The organism is Acinetobacter sp. YH16056_T, assembly GCF_024605895.1.
GTDB lineage: Bacteria > Pseudomonadota > Gammaproteobacteria > Pseudomonadales > Moraxellaceae > Acinetobacter > Acinetobacter amyesii.
Window position 1 is genome coordinate 60,832 of sequence record NZ_CP094546.1, and the last position, 24,792, is coordinate 85,623.

General features: G+C 45.2%; 15 protein-coding genes and 3 pseudogenes. 13 read left to right on the forward strand and 5 right to left on the reverse strand.

What is annotated here, in order from left to right; all coding sequences use genetic code 11:
- Positions 1 to 225 precede the first annotated feature (225 nt).
- The gene (locus tag MST17_RS16485) at positions 226 to 1,719 is read left to right on the forward strand and encodes an IS91-like element ISVsa3 family transposase (protein ID WP_001120888.1); all 1,494 of its coding nucleotides are present in this window, start codon (positions 226 to 228) and stop codon (positions 1,717 to 1,719) included.
- 673 nt (positions 1,720 to 2,392) lie between these two features.
- The gene (mph, locus tag MST17_RS16490; protein WP_071830579.1) at positions 2,393 to 3,280 is read left to right on the forward strand and encodes an Mph(E)/Mph(G) family macrolide 2'-phosphotransferase; all 888 of its coding nucleotides are present in this window, start codon (positions 2,393 to 2,395) and stop codon (positions 3,278 to 3,280) included.
- Between the two features lie 73 nt (positions 3,281 to 3,353).
- Here the strand turns inward: mph and MST17_RS16495 are convergent, their stop codons facing one another.
- From MST17_RS16495 to sul2, 3 genes and pseudogenes are all read right to left on the reverse strand, one after another.
- Positions 3,354 to 3,818, reverse strand: a complete 465-nt coding sequence (locus tag MST17_RS16495; RefSeq protein ID WP_071830580.1) for an ATP-binding protein — start codon at positions 3,816 to 3,818, stop codon at positions 3,354 to 3,356.
- A gap of 67 nt (positions 3,819 to 3,885) precedes the next feature.
- Positions 3,886 to 4,128, reverse strand: a pseudogene (gene glmM, locus MST17_RS16500) (phosphoglucosamine mutase); the annotation flags it as partial.
- Between the two features lie 86 nt (positions 4,129 to 4,214).
- A complete protein-coding gene (gene sul2, locus MST17_RS16505) occupies positions 4,215 to 5,030 on the reverse strand; it encodes a sulfonamide-resistant dihydropteroate synthase Sul2 (protein WP_001043260.1) in 816 nt (271 codons plus the stop codon).
- Positions 5,031 to 5,312: 282 nt separating this feature from the next.
- Here sul2 and MST17_RS16510 point away from each other — a divergent pair.
- Positions 5,313 to 5,624: pseudogene (locus MST17_RS16510) on the forward strand (HNH endonuclease signature motif containing protein); the annotation flags it as partial.
- A 550-nt stretch (positions 5,625 to 6,174) separates the two neighbouring features.
- Positions 6,175 to 7,407, forward strand: a complete 1,233-nt coding sequence (locus MST17_RS16515; RefSeq protein WP_160255372.1) for an ATP-binding protein — start codon at positions 6,175 to 6,177, stop codon at positions 7,405 to 7,407.
- Positions 7,408 to 7,680: 273 nt separating this feature from the next.
- On the opposite strand, the gene MST17_RS16520 is transcribed toward MST17_RS16515, so the two are convergent.
- Positions 7,681 to 8,010: a DUF4236 domain-containing protein gene (locus tag MST17_RS16520; protein WP_005403805.1), complete on the reverse strand. Its 330-nt coding sequence runs from the start codon at positions 8,008 to 8,010 to the stop codon at positions 7,681 to 7,683.
- Between the two features lie 208 nt (positions 8,011 to 8,218).
- Here MST17_RS16520 and MST17_RS16525 point away from each other — a divergent pair, with 208 nt between their 5' ends.
- The 7 genes from MST17_RS16525 to brxL are packed head-to-tail and all read left to right on the forward strand — an operon-like array spanning position 8,219 to position 22,352.
- Positions 8,219 to 9,085, forward strand: a complete 867-nt coding sequence (locus tag MST17_RS16525) for a WYL domain-containing protein (RefSeq protein ID WP_180004198.1) — start codon at positions 8,219 to 8,221, stop codon at positions 9,083 to 9,085.
- Positions 9,086 to 9,095: 10 nt separating this feature from the next.
- Positions 9,096 to 9,707 carry a DUF1819 family protein gene (locus tag MST17_RS16530; protein ID WP_121523422.1) on the forward strand — a complete coding sequence of 204 codons (612 nt, stop codon included), beginning with the start codon at positions 9,096 to 9,098 and terminating at the stop codon, positions 9,705 to 9,707.
- A gap of 16 nt (positions 9,708 to 9,723) precedes the next feature.
- Complete coding sequence (locus MST17_RS16535) at positions 9,724 to 10,299, forward strand: DUF1788 domain-containing protein (RefSeq protein WP_086355031.1); 576 nt, start codon at positions 9,724 to 9,726, stop codon at positions 10,297 to 10,299.
- Positions 10,300 to 10,339: 40 nt separating this feature from the next.
- Positions 10,340 to 14,020 (forward strand): BREX system P-loop protein BrxC, encoded by a 3,681-nt coding sequence (brxC, locus tag MST17_RS16540; protein ID WP_180004195.1) that lies wholly within the window; start codon positions 10,340 to 10,342, stop codon positions 14,018 to 14,020.
- A 46-nt stretch (positions 14,021 to 14,066) separates the two neighbouring features.
- A complete protein-coding gene (gene pglX / locus MST17_RS16545) occupies positions 14,067 to 17,615 on the forward strand; it encodes a BREX-1 system adenine-specific DNA-methyltransferase PglX (RefSeq protein ID WP_180004193.1) in 3,549 nt (1,182 codons plus the stop codon).
- Positions 17,616 to 17,658: 43 nt separating this feature from the next.
- On the forward strand, positions 17,659 to 20,283 hold the full coding sequence (pglZ, locus tag MST17_RS16550; RefSeq protein ID WP_180004191.1) for a BREX-1 system phosphatase PglZ type A: 2,625 nt from the start codon (positions 17,659 to 17,661) through the stop codon (positions 20,281 to 20,283).
- Positions 20,284 to 20,312: 29 nt separating this feature from the next.
- Positions 20,313 to 22,352: a protease Lon-related BREX system protein BrxL gene (gene brxL / locus MST17_RS16555; protein ID WP_005021615.1), complete on the forward strand. Its 2,040-nt coding sequence runs from the start codon at positions 20,313 to 20,315 to the stop codon at positions 22,350 to 22,352.
- Between the two features lie 123 nt (positions 22,353 to 22,475).
- Here the strand turns inward: brxL and MST17_RS16560 are convergent.
- Positions 22,476 to 22,712: pseudogene (locus MST17_RS16560) on the reverse strand (hypothetical protein); the annotation flags it as partial.
- A 289-nt stretch (positions 22,713 to 23,001) separates the two neighbouring features.
- Between MST17_RS16560 and MST17_RS16565 the strand changes: the two are divergent.
- Both MST17_RS16565 and MST17_RS16570 read left to right on the forward strand, forming a co-directional pair.
- Positions 23,002 to 23,418: a cation efflux protein, CzcI-like gene (locus tag MST17_RS16565; protein ID WP_227591103.1), complete on the forward strand. Its 417-nt coding sequence runs from the start codon at positions 23,002 to 23,004 to the stop codon at positions 23,416 to 23,418.
- 48 nt (positions 23,419 to 23,466) lie between these two features.
- Entirely contained in the window at positions 23,467 to 24,792 is a 1,326-nt protein-coding gene (locus MST17_RS16570; protein ID WP_035269736.1) for a TolC family protein, read from the forward strand.

Sequence of the window (24,792 nt, forward strand, 5' to 3'; positions counted from 1 at the left end):
GACGCCAAGAGGGAAGGCATAGCCCGCCCCTCAAGTGTCAATGAACCCCTGGAAATCGACCCCGAAAACAGCCCCCTTCATAGAGGCGGCCTATTAACATTTGAGTGGGAGTGACGGGCACTGGCTGGCAATGTCTAGCAACGGCAGGCATTTCGGCTGAGGGTAAAAGAACTTTCCGCTAAGCGATAGACTGTATGTAAACACAGTATTGCAAGGACGCGGAACATGCCTCATGTGGCGGCCAGGACGGCCAGCCGGGATCGGGATACTGGTCGTTACCAGAGCCACCGACCCGAGCAAACCCTTCTCTATCAGATCGTTGACGAGTATTACCCGGCATTCGCTGCGCTTATGGCAGAGCAGGGAAAGGAATTGCCGGGCTATGTGCAACGGGAATTTGAAGAATTTCTCCAATGCGGGCGGCTGGAGCATGGCTTTCTACGGGTTCGCTGCGAGTCTTGCCACGCCGAGCACCTGGTCGCTTTCAGCTGTAAGCGTCGCGGTTTCTGCCCGAGCTGTGGGGCGCGGCGGATGGCCGAAAGTGCCGCCTTGCTGGTTGATGAAGTACTGCCTGAACAACCCATGCGTCAGTGGGTGTTGAGCTTCCCGTTTCAGCTGCGTTTCCTGTTTGCCAGCCGGCCCGAGATCATGGGGTGGGTGCTGGGCATCGTTTACCGCGTCATTGCCACGCACCTGGTCAAGAAAGCGGGCCATACCCACCAAGTGGCCAAGACGGGCGCGGTCACCCTGATCCAGCGTTTTGGATCGGCGCTCAATCTGAATGTTCACTTCCACATGCTGTTTCTCGACGGTGTGTATGTCGAGCAATCCCACGGCTCAGCGCGTTTCCGCTGGGTCAAGGCGCCGACCAGCCCAGAGCTCACCCAGCTGACGCACACCATCGCCCACCGGGTGGGTCGCTATCTGGAACGGCAAGGCCTGCTGGAACGGGATGTCGAAAACAGCTATCTGGCCTCGGATGCGGTGGATGACGACCCGATGACACCCCTGCTGGGGCACTCGATCACTTACCGTATCGCTGTCGGTTCACAGGCGGGGCGAAAGGTGTTCACTTTGCAAACTCTGCCGACCAGTGGTGATCCGTTCGGTGACGGGATTGGCAAGGTAGCCGGGTCCAGCCTGCACGCCGGCGTGGCGGCCAGGGCCGATGAACGCAAGAAGCTCGAACGGCTGTGCCGGTACATCAGCCGCCCGGCGGTATCCGAGAAGCGGCTGTCGTTAACACGAGGCGGCAACGTGCGCTACCAGCTCAAGACGCCGTACCGGGACGGCACCACGCACGTCATTTTCGAACCATTGGATTTCATTGCAAGGCTGGCCGCCCTGGTACCGAAGCCCAGAGTCAACCTAACCCGCTTCCACGGGGTGTTCGCACCCAACAGTCGGCACCGGGCGTTGGTCACGCCGGCAAAACGGGGCAGGGGCAACAAGGTCAGGGTGGCTGATGAACCGGCAACACCAGCACAACGGCGAGCGTCGATGACATGGGCGCAACGGCTCAAGCGTGTTTTCAATATCGACATCGAGACCTGCAGCGGCTGCGGCGGCGCCATGAAAGTCATCGCCTGCATTGAAGACCCTATAGTGATCAAGCAGATCCTTGATCACCTGAAGCACAAAGCCGAAACCAGCGGGACCAGGGCGTTACCCGAAAGCCGGGCGCCACCGGCTGAGCTGCTCCTGGGTCTGTTTGACTGACGAGCCTGAAGGCCAACGATACCAATCAAAATGCTGCGTTCACAGCGCCGCGGCAGGGATCCGCCGTGCTGGTTGTCGGAAAAGGAGCCGCTAGTGGGAAAGAGGAGGGTAAATTTTCAGCGTTGCTGGCTCCCCGTCAGCCGGATTGGGTTGCATCGCAGGGGTGTCGAAAGAGTCAACTGCGGTCCAAAGCTGTTGGACTTGGGTGAAAAGGGCGTTTATTCTTCCTATACGTGAACCGCATCCTACGGAATGAGTAACCCTTGCCCTATTGTGAGTAGAACGTCGTATAATTCAAACGAAAGCAGTTAATAGGTATGAAATATCACAGCACAAAAGAGCGACAGGACATGTTTAGATGATGTTATTATAAAATAATAACATCATGGATGAATAAAAAATAATTTTCTATCTTTACAACTATGTTATACTTCTATGATAAGGCTATGATGGCAAAGCCTTGGTTTTCCTAATCAAATAGTCGCCGAGATGGCTTCAATGCGACAGTAGGTCTACTGTCTCACAATTAATTCATGTATCAGATTTTTGTTCCCTGATGGGAAGTGTTATCCATACGAAAAGAATATGGGTAAAGTGTTACACCTGTATATGACATTCAGAATGTCCTGTCGGGGGAACTGGTACCAATTTAATAAAAGAAAACAGTATAGAAATGACAATCGAAGATATGCAAACATTAGCCCTAGAGCATGGGCTGAGAATTTCGGAAGAGATGAGCGTCAATGAGATGGGCATCGACTTTAGAGTTGCCTTTGTAAAGGAAGTAAACGGTGAGAACTGGGTACTCCGTATACCTCGAAGAAGCGATATGCTTGAACAAATCGAAAATGAAAGTAGAATATTGGATTTAGCCAAAAGAAACCTGTCGATCAATGTCCCTGATTGGAAAATTGTATCGGAGCGCCTAATAGCCTACCCTTTACTGGAGGATGCGCCTGCTCTGACATTCGATGCGATAACACATGAGGTTTCTTGGAACATAGATCGCGATAGCATAGCTTATGTGGAGTCTCTGGCAAAATCATTGGCCGAATTACATCGTATTACAGCTGACGATGTGAGAAAGAGCAACTTGAAAATAATGACTCCAAGTGAATTGAGGACCGAAATAGCTGACCGTATCCACTTGGTGAAATCTGAGATAGGTATCAGCGAGCCGTTGGAAAACAGATACCGTAGATGGTTGGACAATGACCCTTTGTGGCCTGAATTCACTTGTTTCATCCATGGCGATCTCTATGCAGGGCATGTCTTAACCTCGAAGGAAGGTAAGACCTCTGGTATCATAGATTGGTCTACTGCGCATATGGGTGATCCTGCACTGGACTTTTCTGGTCACGTATCGGTTTTTGGAGAGGATAGCCTGAAGAGTTTGATAACGGAGTATGCTAAACAAGGCGGAACGATATGGGATAGGCTCTACGAACAATCTATAGAGAGGGCTGCTGCAGCTCCATTAGCATATGGCGCTTTTGCGGTAGAGTGCAACGACGATAATCATATCAATGCCGCCAGAGCAGCCTTAGGTATTGTTCAATAAAATGATGTGAGGATACTTTTTTAAATGCTAAAATAGGAGTTCGATTGGTGCCACTTAAGAGTATCATTGATTTCTATTTTAGCCAGTATCCTCCACTTTTAGGAGCTCCTCGAAACTCGATTTTATGATCATCTCTTAAGATTTTGAGCCACCGCTCTACTATCTTGACAGGAACTAATAGCTCGTTTACTAAAAATGGTGCACGCTTTCCTGGATTAGTTCTTATCTGATTAAATAGTAGATTTACTCCCTCACTTACTCCCTCATTAGATTCGAAAAGTAGCTTTGATGAGACAATAACTCGAAAACCGTGCTGGAAATTTTCAAAGACAGGGGGACGCAGACCATAGGATGCGAAGCCTTCTTGGATTCGTTTGATGCCTGACCCATATTTTTCAATAAAATGCGCTTCTTTGAACGTGGCAGATATCCTTTTATTGCGCGCCCATGGCGAGTAATCTTCACGAAGAAGCTGATCAATCGTTAAGTTATCAGCTAAACCACCTGGATTGAAAAACTCTATGGAATTGTAATACACCCTGATTATGGAATCGGCAAATTAATTTGGACTTGGGTGAAAAGGGCGTTTATTCTTCCTATTACGTTGTCGGCAGCGGGCCAAAAAGGAATACGTCCATGCCCATCGAGGTGAAACCGGCTGTGAGCGCGGGTTCAAGCATATAGCCCGACAGGCGCGTATCCTTGCCGATCACGACACGATGGCGGTGGTCACCGCGACGAAAGACACGGCCAGCCGCCATGCCGACGCGCAAGGCGGTTTCCGCCGTCATCGCGCCTTCGTTGGCTTTGCCACGAATACCGTCTGTGCCGAAATATTTGCGCACCATAAGGTCGATTATCCTGTCGTCGGGTCGCCCTCAAAGGGGACATGCCTGCTGAACCGCGAATATAGAGAAATATCCCGAATGTGCAGTTAACGAATTCTTGCGGTTTCTTTCAGCGCCGCCAATACCGCCAGCCCGTCGCGCAAGGGGCGCGGCTCGTGTGTGCGGATGAAGTCAGCTCCACCTGCGGCGGCGGCAAGCTCTGCAGCGAGTGTCGCGGCCCCGACATCCCCCGGACCACGGCCTGTGAGCGCGCGCAGAAAGGATTTGCGCGAAACAGACAGAAGCACCGGCAAATCGAAGCGCAGCCGCAATTCATCGAACCGCGCCAGCACCGAGAGCGAGGTTTCGGGAGCAGCCCCCAGAAAAAACCCCATGCCGGGATCAAGGACAAGGCGGTTGCGTTTGATACCGGCACCCGTCAGCGCCGCGATGCGCGCGTCAAAGAACGCCGCAATGTGATCCATGATGTCGCCAGCGGGTGCCTCGCGCCGATCTGCCTGCCCGTCTTGCACCGAATGCATAACGACGAGTTTGGCAGATGATTTCGCCAATTGCGGATAGAACGCAGCGTCTGGAAAACCGCGAATATCATTGAGATAGGCCACACCACGCGACAAGGCATAGGCTTGCGTCGCGGGTTGATAACTGTCGAGCGAGACGGGAATGCCATCTGCCTTGAGCGCGTCCAGCACCGGCGCGATACGCGCGATTTCTGTGTCGGACGAAACAGGCGCGGCGTCGGGATTGCTGGATGCCGGACCGAGGTCGATCACATCTGCCCCCTCGGCCATCAGCTTACGCGCCTGCGCAATGGCTGCGTCTGGCGCCAGATACCGGCCTCCATCGGAGAAACTGTCCGAGGTTATGTTGACGATGCCGAAAATGATGAGCGATTTATTCATGGGGGCTTCTATAATAATAATAATCGAGCATGAGTCTCATACGGATGCTCGGGTCGAAAGGGAATCCCCAGGCGAGTAACCTGTTTGCGGTGATCCATTAGCTGCAGGAGCAGAATAGCATACATCTGGAAGCAAAGCCAGGAAAGCGGCCTATGGAGCTGTGCGGCAGCGCTCAGTAGGCAATTTTTCAAAATATTGTTAAGCCTTTTCTGAGCATGGTATTTTTCATGGTATTACCAATTAGCAGGAAAATAAGCCATTGAATATAAAAGATAAAAATGTCTTGTTTACAATAGAGTGGGATATGTGGAGTCGATTAGTCCAATTTCTCGGTCAAAGCCCAAGGCCTTTTCGGCATTAACCAAGAGTCTGCTTAAGCACAATTTTCTGGTGGGTAATCATAACTTTTGCCTCATTTGTGATGGATTGATCTATCTTGATTCTACTGAATCGGATCATCGGATTGCCAAAGCCGTAGGTGGGCAAGGTGTTCTAGAGAATGGTCTGCTGGTTCATCCCATCTGTAATAGGATGAAATCAGATCTGAGCCTGGAAGAGATTAGAGCGGATTTGTTTGGTGAATTACTGTATTAATCAACAGAGCGATGAGCTCATTTTTGCAGAAGTATCAATGATTAATCACATGATTTAACTTTTGATACATTCAGCCAATATGGTTATTTTTAATTCAGTCCAGAATCACAACCAGAAACTAGCTGTAGTTTCTGAATGACCGTCAAGGTCCTTAGTTTCGCCCATAGATTCCCTCTGTGGGCTTTTTTTGATCAAAAATTGTATAGATGCTCTAAAATAAACCTTTTAGCATTTCATAAGCAATTAGGATTAAGGCTGAGACCATCAGCACAACAAAAATGAGTTCCACTCTAGTTAACAACTTAGTTCCATTTACTTTTCACTTAATTTATATAGCAGTTAACTCGTAGCATAAATGACATAACATGACATGGAAAATAATCAAAAAGACAGAATTTGGATTTTGATCAGATCTGCATGTTTACATGCTTCTACAGCAGCTTTGAATGTTTCACTTAACCTTTAAACTTTTCTTAAAACTAAATATATTTACATATACATTCTAAAATTTGATAGAATTTATTAAAACTTTAGATTCTAAGTGTAAATAATGAGAAGCGCTAATATTCGACGTGATGGCTACTTAAAATTTCTGAATACATGGCAAGACCGTGATGTCATTAAAGTGCTTTCGGGTGTACGTCGCTCTGGAAAATCCACCTTATTGGCGATGTTTCAACAAGACCTAAAAGCACAGGGCGTACAAGCCGAAAACATCATTGCCATCAACTTCGAATTTATGGAATTTGAAGAACTCACCGATTACCGTAAACTACATGATTATGTATTATCCAAAGTTGATAAAAGTAAAAAAAACTATGTTTTTTTAGATGAAATTCAACATGTTACAAATTTTGAGAAAGTAGTCGACTCTTTATATGTTCGGGATTATATCGATTTATATATTACAGGCTCAAATGCATTCTTTCTAAGTGGAGAACTTGCGACTTTACTTACAGGACGCTATATAGAGCAACATGTTTTACCCCTTTCATTCCAAGAATTTAAACAGTGGCATATTGAAAATAATCCGATCATCCAACAATTATCAAATCGTGATTTGTATGCCATGTATACGCGCAGTAGTTTCCCTTATACGCTTGCCATGACTAGCCAGCAGGAAACTTATGATTACTTGCAAGCGGTCTATGCCAGTGTAATGTTTAAAGATGTTATTCCACGTTTGAATACTGCCGATATTAACTCTCTCGAGCGTGTCACAAGATATTTGGCAAGCGTGACAGGCTCAGCTATTTCCATCAATAAAATTAAAAATACCTTTGTTTCAAGTGGGGTTAAAATTTCATTTGAAACAGTAAAACGCTATATTCAGGGCTTACAGGACAGTTTGTTATTTTATAGTGCCGCACAATTTAAAGTACGCGGGCGTGAGTTATTACAATCCTCTGAAAAATACTATTTAGTTGATGTCGGATTGCGCCGGATTATGTTGCCTGATGCTAATGCTGATCAAGGTCATATCTTAGAAAATGTGATTTATCTTGAGCTTGTCAGACGAGGTTATACGGTCTATGTAGGGCGGGTTGATGAATATGAAATTGATTTTGTTGCTGTCGATACTTTACAGAATTTAACTTATTATCAGGTGGCATTAGAAACGCTCAATGAGGAGACACTCAGCCGAGAGTTACGTCCATTACAGAAAATTTCTGATTCGTATCCCAAGTATTTGCTTACATTAGACACGATAGGGACTGAAGCGAATTATAATGGTATTGTAAAAATGAGTGCTCTCGATTGGTTGCTATCTGAAAATAAGTAAAGTTGAGGGTAGACATGGATACTATTATTTATTAATTAAAACTCAAAGACTTTTCAGCATTAACCAAGAGTGTGATCAAGCATAATTTCTGCTCCAATTGTGATGGATCGATTTACCTCGACTCGATTGAGTCAGACTATCATGATTGAGCCAGAGTCGCTTACTGAAAGTAGCGAGAATTGCGCTGGAGTTTCTGAAGGATATTAATTCCTTAGTTTGCCCATTCATCCATCTGGGCATTTTTTTTTTGATTAAAATACAATGCGGTTCTTGCTAAAAAATGACGGCACCCACCATAAAACACAATATTCCAAAAATAATCCAAGGCCATATCTTTGCCTTCGGTTGTTCTAAATTCTGAGGATTATATTCCGTGTGTTCTAGCGATGTCGGTTGTGGAACACGGGTCTTTTTAGAGTAAGGTTGGTGTTTAGAGTAAGATAGTCCCGTACCTGGAATGCCGACACTGGTTCGCGTACCTTTTTTCCCAATATTTAGAGAAGCACCAGGTTTGCCAATGCTGGCACTGCTGATGCCTTTATGGGTCAGATTAATTTTAAAACCCGGGAATAATTTAATACTTTTACGAAATCTAAAACCCATATTTCTCTCATTCTAAAACTTAGCTCAATTCACGCGCTATACCAGGATCCATGATCTGCTAGAGATCGTACTTTGACGGCTATCATCAGGATACTAGTATATTTTTTATCTGATGATTGCAATACTACCTTTAAATACCGTCAAAAATATTTACTGTATATTTGCTGTAGGGTAATCTTAAAGCTGCTATTTATTGACTGATTGGTATATGACGACAGATAAGCATGAAGTGCTTCTTCGAATGCGAGCCATCGAGTTGCTTGCTTACTGGGAAGGTCGTTTGGTTACCAATCGTTTGATGAGCTGGTTTGGGCTCAGTCGACAGCAGGCTTCTGCGGATATCAAGCGTTACAATACGCTGTATAACCCCGATGCCTTGATTCATGACCCCTCCGTCAAGGGTTATGTGCCTAAGGCCAGCTTCCAGCCTGTACTGACTACAGCGCATATCAATGAATATCTCAATATGCTCTCGGGCTTGGTCAGTGAATCGCATGCCCTTATTGCGATGCCAGAACCGAATCTTACAGCAGTTCAATTACCTGATCGCAGTGTACGTCCTGAAGTGATTCGGGAAGTTTTGCGTGCCTGCCGCAACCAAAGTACTTTAAAAATGATTTATGCCTCGATGCAGAATCCGCAGTGGCATGAACGCATCATTTCCCCACACACCCTGGTGTATACCGGTTTTCGCTGGCATGTCCGTGCCTATTGCCATCAGAGCAAGCAGTTTAAGGACTTTTTACTCTCCAGAATTGATCGCACACCTGTTGTGATGGCGATTGAGTCAGTAGGCCCTGCTCAGGATCAGCAATGGCATGAAGAAATTGTACTGACGCTGATCCCTAATCCAAAATTGAACTCATCACAACAAGCGCTGGTCGAAAAAGACTTCGGCATGCCTGATGGCAGATTACAGATTCCGGTGAAAAAAGCCCTGGCTCACTATACTTTGCAGCGATATCAGGCCGCGATCACGCTGGCTGAGGCGGATGATGCCTTGAAATATCCCTTGGTACTACAACGCTCAGATATCGAAAAGCTGTCGTCTTACCTGTTTGATCAGGCGTCATAGGAGATTGGCTATGTTAGAACAATTTCATTATGACAGTGACCTGATTGGCGGTTCCCTGATGGTGCGTGAAAGCCGGCTGATCGCGGATCTGTTATTACGAGAAGCGACTCCAGAACAATGGCATCAGGCCATTCAGATTGACAATATTCTGCAAAAAAGAACGCCTGCTTCAGCCCAACGTAACGCCACTGCCATTCGTAAGCGTCTTGAGCGCTTAGAGCCTGATTTCTGGAAAGCTTTGCGGGATGGGGATGATGAGCTGGCGACTCAGGTGGCTTTTTGTGGGGCACTGGAACGCAACCTGTTGCTGCTTGAGTTTATGGAAACGGTGATGAGGGATGCCTATATCTCCCAGGCGCAATACTTGGACAGTTATATCTGGTCAGATTTTTTGGATGAACGCTCACAACGTGATCCGGATATCTGTGATTGGAAAGAGTCCAGCAAGAAAAAAATGGGGCAGGTGGTGTTTCGCATGCTGGCAGAAGCCGGTTATTTAAAAAGTACCCGTAAGCTGGAGTTGCAGCGCGTGATCGTCAGAGCAGAGCTGCGTAGCCTGTTGGAAGAACATTATAAACAACGCATTAAAAGATCTATGGAAGTGTCGGTATGGACGCGTTAGTTGTAGAGGGGCAGCAATGAGTCAAACAATACATGAGCGTCTGAACCAGATTCCAGAGCGAATACTTTCAACCGAGTTTCTCACTGGACAAGGATTGGGCAATGAAATTGGCTTCTGGATTTTTGATTATGCACCTGAAGATGAGTTGAAGGTGCGCGAATATCTGCATTTTCTAGACGGGATGCTGGAGAAAAAACACAGTCAGCTGAAGGTGGTGAATATCAACCTGCTGCAAGCCGTGGTGGATTATCTGTCTGAGCGTAACTTCATCGATAAAGCCATTCAAATGCAAAAAGCCAAAGGCGATGAGGCGCTGCTCAAAGCGCTGAAAGGCCCACTGCATATGGATAAGTTCGCGCCCTATCTGGTGAGTAAATATGCCACCAATGCACAAGATATTGTGTTGATGACTGGGGTAGGGTCGGTTTGGCCACTGTTACGTGCCCATCACTTATTGAACAGTTTGCATTCGTTACTGGGGCATAAGCCAGTGGTGCTGTTTTACCCAGGTTATTACGACGGTCAAGCGATGAGTTTATTTGGAAAAATTCCAAGCAATAATTACTACAGAGCATTCAGATTAGTGCCTTAACACGGCAAATAGAAATAAGAATTCGGGGGAATGGATTGAGATGAACATTAAAGAACTTTTTTATAAGCCATTAGATCGTGCGATTAACGGGGTCGTAAAAGCAGACCAGAATGACAATACTACGGTTTATCAGGAACTCGATGAGTATGTGGTCACCAATGAACTGGAAAAGCATTTTCGGGACTTTTTCCAGTCTTATGGCACAGACCTGAGCGATCCTTCGATTGCCAACCGTGTCGGCGTATGGATTTCAGGCTTCTTTGGTTCAGGTAAATCACATTTCCTGAAAACCTTGTCGTATATTCTGGCCAATAAAGTGGTACGTGATGCGCAAGGTAACGAGCGTAGCGCCGCAGAATTCTTTGATGAAACTAAAATCCGCGATGCATTTATCCGTGCCGATATTGGCAAGGCCGTTAGCCATCATGCCGATGTCATCCTGTTTAACATTGACAGTAAAGCCAGTTCCAATGACGATGGCAATCCGATCCTGAATGTGTTTTTACGTGTGTTTAACGAGTATCAGGGTTTTAGTGCTGACCATCCACATATTGCCCATATGGAACGTCACCTGAGCCAGAAAGGGGTGTATGAACGCTTTAAACAGGCGTTTGAGGAATCCAGCGGCATGTCTTGGCTAGAAGAACGTGACGGATATCAGTTCTATCAGGATGATGTCGAAACTGCGATTTCTCAGGCACTGAATCTATCAGCAGAAGCTGCACACAAGTGGTTTGAGGATTCTGAGCAGACCTTTAGTGTTTCGGTTGAAAACTTCTGTCAGTGGGTGAAAGAATACCTGGACAGCAAAGGACCCCAGCAACGCATGTTGTTCTTGGTCGATGAAGTGGGGCAGTTTATTGGCAGCGATACCCGCTTGATGCTGACATTGCAAACCATTACTGAAAACCTGGGTACGATCTGTAAAGGCCGCGCTTGGATTATCGTCACCTCACAGGCAGACATCGATGCTGTTTTAGGTGAGATGTCTTCTTCCAAAGCCAATGACTTCTCCAAGATTGCTGGTCGTTTTAAAACCCGGTTATCACTGTCCAGTTCCAATACCGATGAAGTCATCCAGAAACGTTTATTACGTAAAACCCCAGAAGCAGAAGCATTGCTCAGATCAGTGTTTGAGCAAAAGGGCGATATCTTAAAAAATCAGATTACCTTTGACCGTTCAGGCCCAACCCTAAAGAACTATGAGGGGCCAGACAGCTTTATCCATAACTATCCTTTTGCGCCGTACCATTTTCAGCTGGTACAAAAAGTATTTGAAGAAATCCGTAAGGTCGGTGCGACCGGTGCACACCTGGCCTATGGTGAACGGTCCATGTTGGATGCGTTCCAGATGGCCGCGAATGCGATTGCTACAGATGAAGTCGGTGCCCTGGTTCCTTTCCACCGCTTCTATACTTCAGTGGAAGGATTTCTGGATACAGCAGTGAAGCGTACCATCGACCAGGCAGGGCAGAATAAGACCCTGGATGGTTTTGATGTGCAGATGCTGCGTACCCTGTTCATGATCCGCTATGTCGATATCATCAAAGGTACGCTGGATAACCTGGTGACTTTGTCGATTGAGAAAATTGATGAAGATAAGCTGGCATTGCGCAAGCGGATTGAAGAGAGCCTGCAGCGTCTGGAAAAAGAGAGCCTGATTACTAGGAATGGTGATGAGTTCCTGTTCCTAACCAATGAAGAGCGGGATATTACCCGAAAAATTAAAGCCACAGACTTAGCGGCTTCAGAAGAAAATAAAGAGTTAGCCAACCTGATCTTTAAAGATTTACTGCGCGATCAGAACAAATACCGCCATCAAGCCAACAAGATGGACTATCAGATTGGTCGTTTTCTGGATGGTCATAGCCTGGATGGCAAGTATGAGAGCGATTTGAAAGTTGAAATCATTTCTCCGCTGGATACGGAATACAACCTCTATACTGAAGCTTACTGTATTGGTAAAAGTACTCAGGCCGAAGGACAAGTCCTGTTTAAACTGGCAGACGATAAACAGTTCTTTAATGAACTGCGCACCTGGCTGAAAACCAATAAATTTATTCGGTTAAATGATGATGGCACTCAGTCCGATATCACCCGTATCCTGGCAGACCGTGGCCGTGAGAACCAGGAGCGTAAAAAACGCCTGCGTGTCCGGGTCGAAGAAATGTTGCTGGACGCGGAAAGTTATGCCTTGGGTCAACATCTACAACTTTCATCTTCAAGTCCAACCACCAAGCTGGATGAGGCTTGTCGTTATTTGCTGGAAAACACTTATACCAAACTGAGCTATCTGCAGGTCTATCAGCAGGATGCCTGGCGTGAACTGAACGCCGTCTTGACTGTGGATGATATGGCGCAGCTCGGATTGTCTCTGGATGGCGGTCAGAGCAATCCCAAAGCCCTACAGGAAGTGGAGCAGTACATTGCACTACGGGCCACCGGTACAGAGCGTATTCTGGTGTCAGATGTGGTGGATCGTTTTGCCAAACGTCCTTATGGCTGGCCAGATGCCGAGATTTTACTGTTGGTGGGTCAGCTGGCTGCGATGGGGCGGATTTCACTACAGTTAAATGGCGGCAGCTTACAGTTAAAAGATGCCTTTGAGCCTTTACAAAACAGCCGCCGTCGCCGTGATGTGTCGATCATTAAAAAACGCCAGACTGATGATCAGGTATTGAAACAGGCACGCCAACTCACCCAAGAACTGTTCTCGGCGATGGGACCAGCGACTGAGAAAGAGCTATTTGAATTCTATTTGCAGCATCTTAAGACTTGGTTAGCCAACTTTAAGTCGTATAAGAGTAAAACTGATGTTGGGCAGTTCCCGGGTAAGAAAGTGATTGAAAAGTCTATTCTGACTTTGGAACGTCTGCTGGCGAATAGCGACAGCTTCGATTTCTTTAAGGCCGTGGTCGAGAACAAGGACGACTATCTGGATCTGGAAGAAGATTATCGTGATATTCATGAATTCTTCAGCAACCAGATGCCAAGCTGGCAACAACTGCAACAGGCCTTACGTCATTTTGAGAAAAACAAACAGGCGCTGGGCAGTGATGAGGTGGCAAAAAAAGCCCTCTCTGAATTACATCGCATTTCCACCCTTGAATCGCCCTATGGTCTGTTAAATAAAGTGGCTGATTTGGTTCGTACAGTGGAAAGCGTCAATGAGCAATTGTTGACTGAGAAGCGCAATCAGGCGATAGAACACATTGATGACAAGATCAAACAGTTAGAAGCCGAGATTAAAAACAGTGGTATTGCCACCGCTGAGCTGAGTAACAAGCTATTACGCCCACTACAACTGCTGAAAACGGATATTGAAGTGGAAACTAGCCTGTCCACCATCTATATGTTGCAAACTCAAACCAGCGTCGAGCGTTTTGATGAAGCCTTGTATGAGTTGGAAAGCGAAGTTCAGGCGGAAATCCAGCGTCAGGCCAAAGCGGCACAACTGGCTCAGAGCAAAGCCGAGAGTGTGGCGAGTTCAGCAACTACAGCCAGCCCAGTTACATCAACACCTGCTGCGAGTCCGGTACAGTCTGTGACAGCCGTAGTGCCACCGAAACCTGTTGTCGAAGTTGATGTCGCCAGCATTTACAGCAAAAGCTCAAGTAGTGTCTATCTGGAAACAGAAGAATCAGTGGATCAGTTTGTAGACGCACTCAAAGCTGAACTGAAAAAAATCGTGAGTGATAAAAAGCGTGTGCGTATCCGCTAACTCGGGTTAGGGATATCGGCATCAGTCATTAATTAAAGGTTTAAAGATGAATACCAGTAATATTAAAAAATACGCACCGCAAGCACGAAATGATTTTATCGCAGCGATGCGCAAGCAAGCCGCTAAATATGGCATCACCGCAGACCGCATTTTACCGGCAGAACAGAAAGGGGACTTGCTGCTGATTGGCGATCAGGTTTTTCCGCTATCAGTCATGAAACCACGTGAGAAGCTGATCAAGCGCATTCAAACCAGCAGTTTTGAGCAGACGATTGATTATATCGCTTATAGCTGGTTTAACCGTCTCTGTGCCATTCGCTACATGGAATGCAAAGGCTTACTGGATCATGGTCGCCGTGTGCTGAGCAGTGCCGATGGTAGTGCAGGCTTGCCGCAGATTCTGGAAGAATGTCTGGACATTGAGCTACCGGGTTTAGATGCCAGCCGTGTGGCTGAACTCAAGCTGGATGGCAATAAAGACGAAGAACTCTATCGTGAATTGTTACTGGCGCAGTGTCATGCGTTGAATCAGGTGATGCCACTCCTGTTCGAACAGGTGTCTGATGAGTCAGAACTGTTATTACCGGATAACCTGACCAAAACCGATTCGTTGATCCGTGATCTGGTCAGCAGTATTCCAGAAGAAGACTGGTCGGATGTGCAGATTATTGGCTGGCTGTATCAGTTCTATATTTCTGAAAAGAAAGACCAGGTGATTGGTAAAGTTGTCAAAAGTGAAGATATCCCTGCCGCGACACAATTATTCACCCCAAACTGGATTGTGAAATACCTGGTACAGAACAGTGTTGGTCGTCTATGGATGATGGCACAGCCAGAAAGTATGCTTGCCAGTGGGTGGGAATACTATATTCAGCCGGCTGAGCAAAGCGATGAAGTCAATGCACAGTTAAAACAGCTGATTGATGTACGGATCAGTGAAGATGGCGATAGCTTAAACCCTGAAAGCATTACGGTACTGGATCCGGCCTGTGGTTCGGGGCATATTCTGGTGGAAGCCTACGATTGCTTAAAAGCGATTTATTTGGAACGTGGTTACCGCAGTCGTGATATTCCACGTTTGATTCTGGAAAACAACCTGTACGGGATTGATATTGATACCCGTGCCGCGCAGTTAGCCAGTTTTGCGCTATTGATGAAAGCGCGTGAGGATGACCGCCGTTTATTTAGCAATCCACCGAAGCTGAATATTATTGCGCTACAAGACAGTCAGGATTTAGATGCAGATCAAATCTGGAAAGATCTCAACTTAAACCAAGCATGGCAAAAAGGCAGTCATGTCGATCTGTTTGGCAATGATCAAAAGGATTTAAGCAGTCCTGAAAATGACGAACGTTTTAAGCTGATTCAGGAAGTTTTAGCTAAGTTTAAAGAAGCCTCAACTTTTGGTTCTTTAATTTGTATGGATAGCCCAGAACAAGATTTTATCGATTTGCAAAATACCTTAGAAGGCTTGGTTATTGAGGGCGATACCTTACAGAAAGCCGCTGCTAAAAAATTATTGCCTTTGGTTATACAAGCAAAACTTTTAGCGAAAAAATATGATGCTGTAATCGCTAACCCGCCGTATATGGGTGCGAATACAATTACAAACTTAAAAGAATTCGCTAAAGATTACTATCCTGATAGTAAATCAGACCTCTTTGCCATGTTTATAGAACGTGGTTTCGATTTTTGTAAAGAATCTGGTGCTAGTAGTATGGTAACAATGCAGGGATGGATGTTTTTAACATCATATCAAAACATGCGGGAAAAATTACTTCTAAATCATTCAATTTGGACTATGGCTCATTTGGGAGCCCGAGCTTTTCCAGAGATATCAGGCGAAGTTGTACAGACTGTAGCATTCGTAGGTCAAAAAAAACATATAGGGGGTGTAAAGCCGGCTTTCTTCAGATTAGTAGATAAAAATCATGAGGAAAAACAATACCTATTAAAAAATAATTTAAATCGCTTTGATACAACCATTCAAGAAGATTTCCAAAAAATACCATGTAGTCCTATAGCATATTGGGTAGGTAATTCTATACGTGATAATTTTGAGAAAATGCCAGCATTAGCGGATATAGCTAATGCTAAAAGTGGACTAACAAGCGGAGATAAACCTAGGTTTGTAAGAGAGTGGTATGAAGTCAATCATACTAAGATCAATTTTGTAGCCAAAAATAATCAAATTAATTTAAATAAATGGTTCCCACATAATGATGGTGGTACTGCAAGAAAATGGTATGGAAACAGAAATCATATTATTAATTGGGAAAAAAATGGATTTGCAATTAAACAGCAGCGTAATTCTACCATTCGAAATCCATCATATTATTTTAAAGCTGGCGTAACCTGGACAGATATTTCGAGTTCTTTTTTTTGTGCAAGATTAGTAGATGAAGGCTTTATATTTGAAAATACAGGTTCTATGGTTTTTTCAAATAATTTAATAACAACATTAGGTTTATTAAATTCAAAAGTTGTTTTCTACTATATGAATCTTATGAATCCTACCTTACATTTTGGAGTTGGCGAAATAAATAAACTTCCATTTGATGTACAAGCAGCTAATGAAGAAAATATTAAGGTTTGTGTTCAATTATCTAAATATGATTGGGACTCCTACGAAACCTCATGGGACTTTACCCAAAACCCCATTATTCGTAGCCAACAGCCAAACTTAGAACTAGCGTTTAACACATGGCAACAGCAAAATACTGACGCCGTGGCTGAAATGAAACGCTTGGAAGAAGAAAACAATAAGCTGTTTATTGATGCTTATGGTTTACAGGATGAACTTACACCAGACGTACCAGATGAACAGATCACTTTAACTCGTGCCGACCGTGAAAAAGACAGCCAGCGTTTAGTCTCTTATGCACTTGGCTGCATGATGGGGCGTTATAGTCTGGATGAACCAGGTCTGATCTATGCCCATGCAGGTAATCAAGACTTTGATGCTAGCCGTTATCAAACATTCCCGGCAGATGCTGACGGTATTATTCCATTGACCGAAATGCACTGGTTTGAAGATGATGCAACGCACCGTATTCGAGAGTTCTTAACTGCCGTTTGGGGGAAAGAGACACTGGATGCCAATATGCAGTGGCTCGCAGAAAGCTTAGATAAAAAAGCCAGTGAAACGGCTGAAGACACCATTCGCCGTTACCTCGCCAGCAAGTTCTATAAAGATCACATGCAGACCTATAAAAAGCGCCCGATCTACTGGCTATTCAGCAGTGGTAAACAGGGGGCTTTCCAGGCGTTGGTGTATTTGCATCGTTATAACGAAAGCACCTTGGCGCGTATGCGTACCGAATATGTTATGCCACTGATTTCCAAAATGTCCGCCTATGCTAATTCTCTGGAAACAGCAAAAGAAAGCAGTGACTCTGCGGCTGAAATCAAACGCATCGAGAAAAAACTGCAAGACTTGCATAAGCAACAGGCTGAACTCAGTACTTTTGAAGAAAAGCTGCGTCATTATGCCGATCAGCGTATTACGTTAGATCTGGATGATGGGGTGAAAGTCAATTATGGCAAGTTTGGGGACTTGTTGGCTGAAGTCAAAGCGATTACGGGGGAGAAATGATGAATGCTTTTTCTCCGGTACTAGACCTTGATGAGGTCGTTGCATGAATTTAAGTCAACTACAACAAGGTCTGGAACAAGCCTTTTATATTGAACAGCACCGGATTGTCTTCTGGTACGATGCGGAACAGTCCTTTAGCGAAGAAGTAAAGGCGTTAAAACTGAATGATGTTCATATTCTGAATATGGCAGAAGAATCCAGCCTTGCGATTAAGCTTAAACTGGAACTTGAGGATCAGCAGGGCAAATACTTGCTGTATTTTCCAAGTCCTGAGCCTGAAACTGAAAAAGACTGGTTACTGGACATCAAGCTCTATTCACGCATCTTCTATGCCGATCGTTTCTCGATTATTTTCAATGAGCTTGGGCTACAGCAACAAAGTTTAAGAGAACATCTGGCCAAACGTGAAGAGTTCCTCAAAGCCAAAGCCCGTCTGAGCGCATTAAAACGTTATACCCAGCCTGATGCAGATGAACAGAATCTGGATATGGCCATGATTGCAGCTGTGGTCAAGGCCGACAGTGCCGAACTCATGCATATCGTTCTGGCACTGGCAGATGAAATGGTACAGCAGAACCTGGCTCTGGAAGTCAATCCAGACTCCTTTGCTGAACTGGAAAAATTCCAACTGGTGCCAGCTTTGGTCACCGCATTACAGGCGGAAATTGGTTATCCAGCATCGGTTGAAGAATTGAATGGGGAAGCACCATTCAAGCTCGGTACGTTCTTTATCCGTTTGATGACTACAGGTTTCTGTGAAAGCCTGGGCGATATACCGCTATGGGCTCAAGAACTGGTGATGTCATCCGTCAGCTCCCGTGCGACGGCTAGAGCCTTTTTGTCGCGCTGGAGAGACAGTTCTAAATACTACCCAACCTTCGATACGCTTTCCCAGACCGTGGCGAATGCACTGCGGATCCAGGAGAGGGTCGGGGCCTTTGATCTGGGGCAGCTGCTGGATGTCATGACCTTTGAAGTGATTGAACAAAAGATCATTGTTGATTTGGCCAGTCATATCCCTGCAGCAACCAAAGCTGAACTGGAACATTTCAGAACGATTATTTCTACCCGTCTGGATGGTTATTGGGCTTCCAAACATAAGGATGATGCAACACGCCGTAAATATCGTACTGTCTATACAGCGTTGCAGGCAGCCATTGAGCTGTTTAGCCTGCGACAGCAGTTTGATGCCGGTTTCTATTTCGACTCCAGTGAAGCTTTGTATAAAGCCTACGAGCAGGAGTTGTATCGCTTTGATATGGCCTATCGCCACTACAGTGCTGCTTCTCAACGCGCTCATGTCGATATCCTGAAAAAACTCGATGAAGAAGTGGAAAATTGCTATTCCTACTGGTTTATTGACCACTTGGCACGCAACTGGGGCGAGCGGATTGAAGCTGAGCAACGCTTGAATGTCTGGAAAATGGCAGATATCCCAAATCAGCAGAACTTCTACGATACTCACGTTAGACCCTTACTCAGTTCCGCAACGAAACGCCGTATTGTGGTGATTATCAGTGATGCTTTCCGTTATGAAGCTGCGGTAGAGCTGCGTGATCGTATCAATGAAAAGCGTTATTCTGAAGCGACCTTGTCTTCACAGCTGGGCGTTGTCCCAAGTTACACCACACTTGGCATGGCCTCGTTGTTGCCGCATCAGACTTTGGAGTACAAAGAGGCCGCAGGTGATGATGTTTTAGTAGATGGGCAGTCCAGCAAAGGGACTGCAGCACGATCCAAAATTCTGGCTGCCTATAATGGATTGGCAGTAACCGCTGAAATGGTAAAAGGCTGGTCGCGTGATGAAGGCCGTGAAGCGCTGAAAGATCATGAGCTGATTTACGTTTATCACAACGTGATTGATGCACGCGGTGACAGTGCCTCGACAGAATCAGAAACCTTTATGGCGGTAGAACATGCTATTGAAGAGCTGACCGAACTCAGCCGCAAAATCTTAATGCACTTCAATATTTCTACCCTGTTGATTACAGCCGACCATGGCTTCCTGTTCCAGCAAAGTAAACTGGAATCTGCGGATCGTTCAAGCTTGACTGAAAAACCTGCCAATACATTGAAGAGCAAAAAACGCTATGTGATTGGGCATGGTTTACCAGAGAGCAAGGAAGCCTGGAAAGGCTCAACCCAAGCTACGGCAGGCACATTATCTGCGACTGATTTCTGGATTCCAAAAGGGGCGAACCGTTTCCATTTCGTAGGAGGCTCACGTTTCGTGCATGGCGGCATCATGCCTCAGGAAATTGTGGTACCGGTACTGATGGTAAAACAGCTACGTGGTGAAAAGGCTGGACAGCGGACCAAGCGTAAAGTTGAGGTCATTTCTACCAAATCCACGCTGAAGATGGTCAATAACATCCAGAAGTTTGATTTGATGCAAACCGAAGCTGTCAGTGAGCTGGTCATGCCAGTGACTTTATCCATTGCCATTTATGATGGGGATCTTAAAGTTTCCAGTGAAGAAACTTTGACTTTTGATAGCACTACCGACTCTGTTGCCGATCGGGTCAAACAGGTCAGACTGTCATTGTCTGGCACTGATTTTGACCGTAAGAAAGATTACTTCCTGGTACTGAAAGACAAAGACCTGAATATCGAGATGCAACGCTATAAGGTCACCATTGATTTGGCATTTACCGATGACTTCTTCTAATAACGAATTAACGATAGAGCGTAGCCTACATGGAATCTGCTAACGATAAAGAACTGGATCAGCTGCTGAATGAACACTTTGCTGGGCGGGTGGTACGTAAGGATCTAACTAAACTGATCAAAGAAGGGGCCAATGTCCCTGTCTATGTACTCGAATACCTGCTGGGGATGTACTGTGCCTCGGATGATCCAGAGATCATTGAACAGGGACTACGTAACGTAAAGACCGTACTGGCTGAGAACTACGTCCGACCGGATGAAGCCGAGAAGGTGAAATCCCTGGTCCGTGAACGGGGCAGTTATAAGGTCATTGATCGGGTGACTGTAAAGCTGAATGAGCGTAAAGACAAATACGAAGCATCATTTAGTAATCTTGGCATCAAAGATGCCGAAATCTCGGCAGGCATCGTCAAAGAGTATGAAAAATTACTTGTTGGTGGTATCTGGGTCATTGCTACGCTCAGTTATTATTTTGAAGAAGGACAGACTAGTTCTCCATTTGGCGTGAGCTTACTCAAGCCGATTCAAATGCCGAATATGAATATGGATGAACTTTTCAGTGGCAGAGCAGCATTAAGCACTGATCAGTGGCGCGAGAGTTTAATCCGTTCGATCGGCATGGAACCGGCTTCGTTAAAAGAGGATGTGCAATGGCACCTATTAGCGCGTATGGTTCCGTTCGTTGAAAATAACTATAACGTTTGTGAACTGGGACCACGCGGTACCGGGAAAAGCCATATTTACAAAGAGTGTTCACCGAATAGTATTTTAGTCTCCGGTGGACAAACGACTGTCGCCAACCTGTTCTATAACATGAGTAGCCGCCGTATTGGTCTGGTGGGCTTATGGGATGTGGTAGCTTTTGATGAAGTTGCTGGTATTTCCTTTAAGGACAAAGATGGCGTACAGATCATGAAAGACTACATGGCCTCAGGATCTTTTGCCCGTGGTCGTGAACAGATGGAAGCCTCAGCTTCGATGGTTTTTGTGGGTAATATTAACCAAAGTGTTGAATCCTTGGTGAAGACTAGCCACTTATTGGCTCCTTTTCCTGAAGCCATGATCGATTCAGCATTCTTTGATCGCTTTCATGCCTATATCCCGGGTTGGGAAATTCCGAAAATGCGCCCGGAATTCTTTACCAACCGTTATGGCTTGATCGTTGATTATCTGGCTGAGTTCTTCCGGGAAATGCGTAAGCGTAGTTTTGCGGATGCCATTGAGAAGTACTTTAAGCTAGGGAATAACCTGAATCAGCGTGATGTGATTGCCGTTCGCAAGACGGTTTCTGGATTGATGAAGCTGCTCTACCCACATGGTCAATTTAACAAAGAAGATGTACGGCAATGCCTGGAATATGCGCTGCAGGTGCGCCGTCGGGTCAAAGAACAGCTGAAAAAAATTGGGGGGATGGAATTCTATGATGTGCATTTTAGCTATATCGACAATGACACCCTAGAAGAGCATTTTGTTTCGGTAAAAGAGCAGGGTGGAGGTGGACTTATTCCCGAAGGTCCTGCTAAACCAGGCTTCCTGTATACCATTGGCCTCAGTAATAAGGGCATGCCAGGCTTATACCGCTTAGAACTTCAAGTCACTAAAGGTTCAGGAAAATTGGCGACATCTGGCTTATGGAATTCAAGTAGTGCCAAAGAACAGGTCAAGATTGCTTTTGATTACTTCAAGGCCAATGCATCCCGGATCTCGGGGGGCAGTAAGGTGCTGGAACATGATTTCCACTTACATGTGGTGGAATTACAGAATACCGGCCCGCTCAGCCATCTTGCTCTGCCAAGTTTAGTGGCTTTCGCTTCTGGCCTCTTAGGACGATCGGTACAAAGTCAGATGGTGGTACTGGGTGATATGAGCTTGGGTGGTTCAGTGACACCGGTGGAAAGTATTGCCGAATGTCTGCAAGTTGCTTTTGATGCGGGTGCCAAGAAGGTTGCTTTACCAATGAGTAGTGCGGCAGATATCCCAACGATTCCTGTGGAACTGTTTACCAAGTTCCAGACCAGCTTTTATGCAGATCCGGTGGATGCGGTGTTTAAAGGGTTAGGGGTGGATTAATTTCATATCTGTCTGGAAGAGTTACAGTAGATTGTTTTAAATTCAGTTTCTCAAGTTAAACACCATGTTGTAAAAGCATAATACTGCCTCTTTTAAAGAGCTAGTATTTTAGGGGGGATTACCCTTCATTTTTTTTTGATCAGATATCTGTTGTACTTTGACAGGATTTTGTTGATCTAAATATTTTTGATACCAAACACGCAATGTTTCAGGAGTACAACCGATTTTAGGATCAATAGCTGTGATTGCTGCCCAAGTAGAAGGATAATCTTTTTCAGATTCAATCAATAATTGAACCGCTCTTTCTCTGATTTCAGGGGGCAATTTTACTTTGCCATTTGTAAGGTAAAAGGGGTCAATTTTAGAATGCCGTTGACAATGTATCGCCTTTTGAGTTTGAAGCAATGTACAATGATAAGATTAACCCGTTAGGTCAGGTGGCCTAACTTAAATAAAAAGTCTCCGACAAACCCGGTACGGTTCACTATCTATTGTTATTCTTACCTGAAATTGATGTGAGCTTATAGAGACAAGGTAAATTTGCAAAAGTGCCGGCTATTCAGTGTTCATTGAATGTTTAATTTAATTTATTAAGCTTGACCTTGGAGTGGCTCTAAGCCTTATACTTGGTACAAATTTTTCGATTGTTATGATGATGCGTTCTACTACATGGATTACAGTCTTGGTTGGATTGTTCATGTTCCAAAGCTTTTGGAATGTGGCGGCGGCCTTTTGTGTCCATGAACAACAGCCTCAATCACAGCAGAGTTATCATTTTGGTCATCACCAAAATACCTTGTGTGCCAGCGATAGTCGTCAACACGATCATAATGGACAGTCAGAAAACATAAAAACATTCAGTAGCGATTTAGAAATCGGTGAAGATCATCAAGATCATCTACCATCGATGACGCATTTGATTGTACAAAATGAAAAAGTAGATGTGTTTCATCCAAGCTCTGAAGTTAAAGTGAATCCACAATTTCATTGGAAAAACAGCTATCAGGCTCCTGACCTGTTTCAACAAAGCCCACCTCCCGAATTTTCCCCGCTCATGGTGGGGTAGCCTAAAACATTCCCACCACTTTTATTATTTAAATAAGTGGGAAAAATCATGTCTTCACAATCAATTATACTCTTGCGTCATAGCTTGGTTGCTTGTATATGTGCAGCGGCTATGCAATATAGCTATGCTGAAAACGTTACCAGCTTTGAATCCGCTTTAGCAAAAGTACAAAGTTACCAGACTCAAGACAAGCTGTGGCAACAAGTTCAGCAAATATCTGAATTGAATATTCAGCAAAGTCGGTTATGGCAGAATCCAAGTATAAGTTTAGAACAGTCTGGCTTTGGCTCAGGTCAAGAACAGGAATTCAATGTTGGCGTTAGTCAACCTCTAGATCTATTTGGTCAGCGTAAGCTGAACCGGGTGATTGCCAATACCTCGAATCAACAAATCCAATTGCAACAGCAATTATGGAAGGCACAAAGCCAACTGATTGTTAAATTTGCATGGTCGCAATTTGCACTTGCTGAGGTTGAGCAGTCTGCTTATTCAGTACAGTTAAAAACAAGTAAAGCCAATCTGGACAGTGCCCAGAAACGCTATCAGGCAGGCAGTATTGCCCTGGTTGATTTTGAGCGTACCCAAATTGAAGCGCTAGAAATCCAACGACTTTATCAGCAAGCGATGCTGAATAAACAAGCTGCCGGTCGTCAGCTGTCTAATTTGTGGGGGGGAGAAACATCTTCACATCTTCAATTGAATAAAACCGCTATCCCTTGGCCAGAGCAAAGTCTCCAAACTGTGCAACGGTATATTGCTGAAGGGTGGCTAGAAAAATTCTATGCCTTGAACATTCAGCAATCGGATCATCAAATTGAAAATTTAAGAATTCAGGCACGTCCCAATCCGACTTTAAATGTAGGCATGAAACGTAGCAAAACCCCTAATGAAAGCAACGATACGACTTTGGCAATCGGCGTGGCTATTCCACTGAATATTTTTAACCGCCAGCAATATGCGATCCCGATGGTCCAGCAACAGCAAATATTGCTGAACCAACAGCAGCAGCGTGAGCTGAAGCAACAAATACTCAATATTGCCAACAGCATGCATCAGCTCAAAGGTTTACGTAGCCAGTTCGATGCCACAACAGCACAAGTTACTTTGGCGACCAAAGTTCAGAGCCGTACTTTACAAGGGTTTCAGGCAGGGAAACTGTCCATTACCGACGTTCAGCAAGCAACCACCCAACTGCAGAATCTTCGATTGGGTCAATTACAAATTCTACGTCAAGCTTGGCAAACTGCCCTCGCAGCTGAGGCACTCAGTATTGGCACAAGTTATGAAGAAATTAGCCGTTCGGATGCCTATACACAACTGAATAAAAAGGCAGTCGAAGCATCGCAAAATTTAATCAATGGGGGAGCACGATAA

Bases quoted from the DNA above. Each gene is read 5' to 3' on its own strand.
- pglX (WP_180004193.1), top strand. From the start codon at position 14,067: ATGAATACCAGTAATATTAAAAAATACGCACCGCAAGCACGAAATGAT.
- MST17_RS16485 (WP_001120888.1), top strand. From the start codon at position 226: ATGCCTCATGTGGCGGCCAGGACGGCCAGCCGGGATCGGGATACTGGT.
- brxL (WP_005021615.1), top strand. From the start codon at position 20,313: ATGGAATCTGCTAACGATAAAGAACTGGATCAGCTGCTGAATGAACAC.
- MST17_RS16525 (WP_180004198.1), top strand. From the start codon at position 8,219: ATGACGACAGATAAGCATGAAGTGCTTCTTCGAATGCGAGCCATCGAG.
- MST17_RS16570 (WP_035269736.1), top strand. From the start codon at position 23,467: ATGTCTTCACAATCAATTATACTCTTGCGTCATAGCTTGGTTGCTTGT.
- MST17_RS16530 (WP_121523422.1), top strand. From the start codon at position 9,096: ATGTTAGAACAATTTCATTATGACAGTGACCTGATTGGCGGTTCCCTG.
- MST17_RS16565 (WP_227591103.1), top strand. From the start codon at position 23,002: ATGATGATGCGTTCTACTACATGGATTACAGTCTTGGTTGGATTGTTC.
- MST17_RS16515 (WP_160255372.1), top strand. From the start codon at position 6,175: ATGAGAAGCGCTAATATTCGACGTGATGGCTACTTAAAATTTCTGAAT.
- MST17_RS16520 (WP_005403805.1), bottom strand. From the start codon at position 8,010: ATGGGTTTTAGATTTCGTAAAAGTATTAAATTATTCCCGGGTTTTAAA.
- brxC (WP_180004195.1), top strand. From the start codon at position 10,340: ATGAACATTAAAGAACTTTTTTATAAGCCATTAGATCGTGCGATTAAC.
- pglZ (WP_180004191.1), top strand. From the start codon at position 17,659: ATGAATTTAAGTCAACTACAACAAGGTCTGGAACAAGCCTTTTATATT.
- mph (WP_071830579.1), top strand. From the start codon at position 2,393: ATGACAATCGAAGATATGCAAACATTAGCCCTAGAGCATGGGCTGAGA.
- MST17_RS16535 (WP_086355031.1), top strand. From the start codon at position 9,724: ATGAGTCAAACAATACATGAGCGTCTGAACCAGATTCCAGAGCGAATA.
- sul2 (WP_001043260.1), bottom strand. From the start codon at position 5,030: ATGAATAAATCGCTCATCATTTTCGGCATCGTCAACATAACCTCGGAC.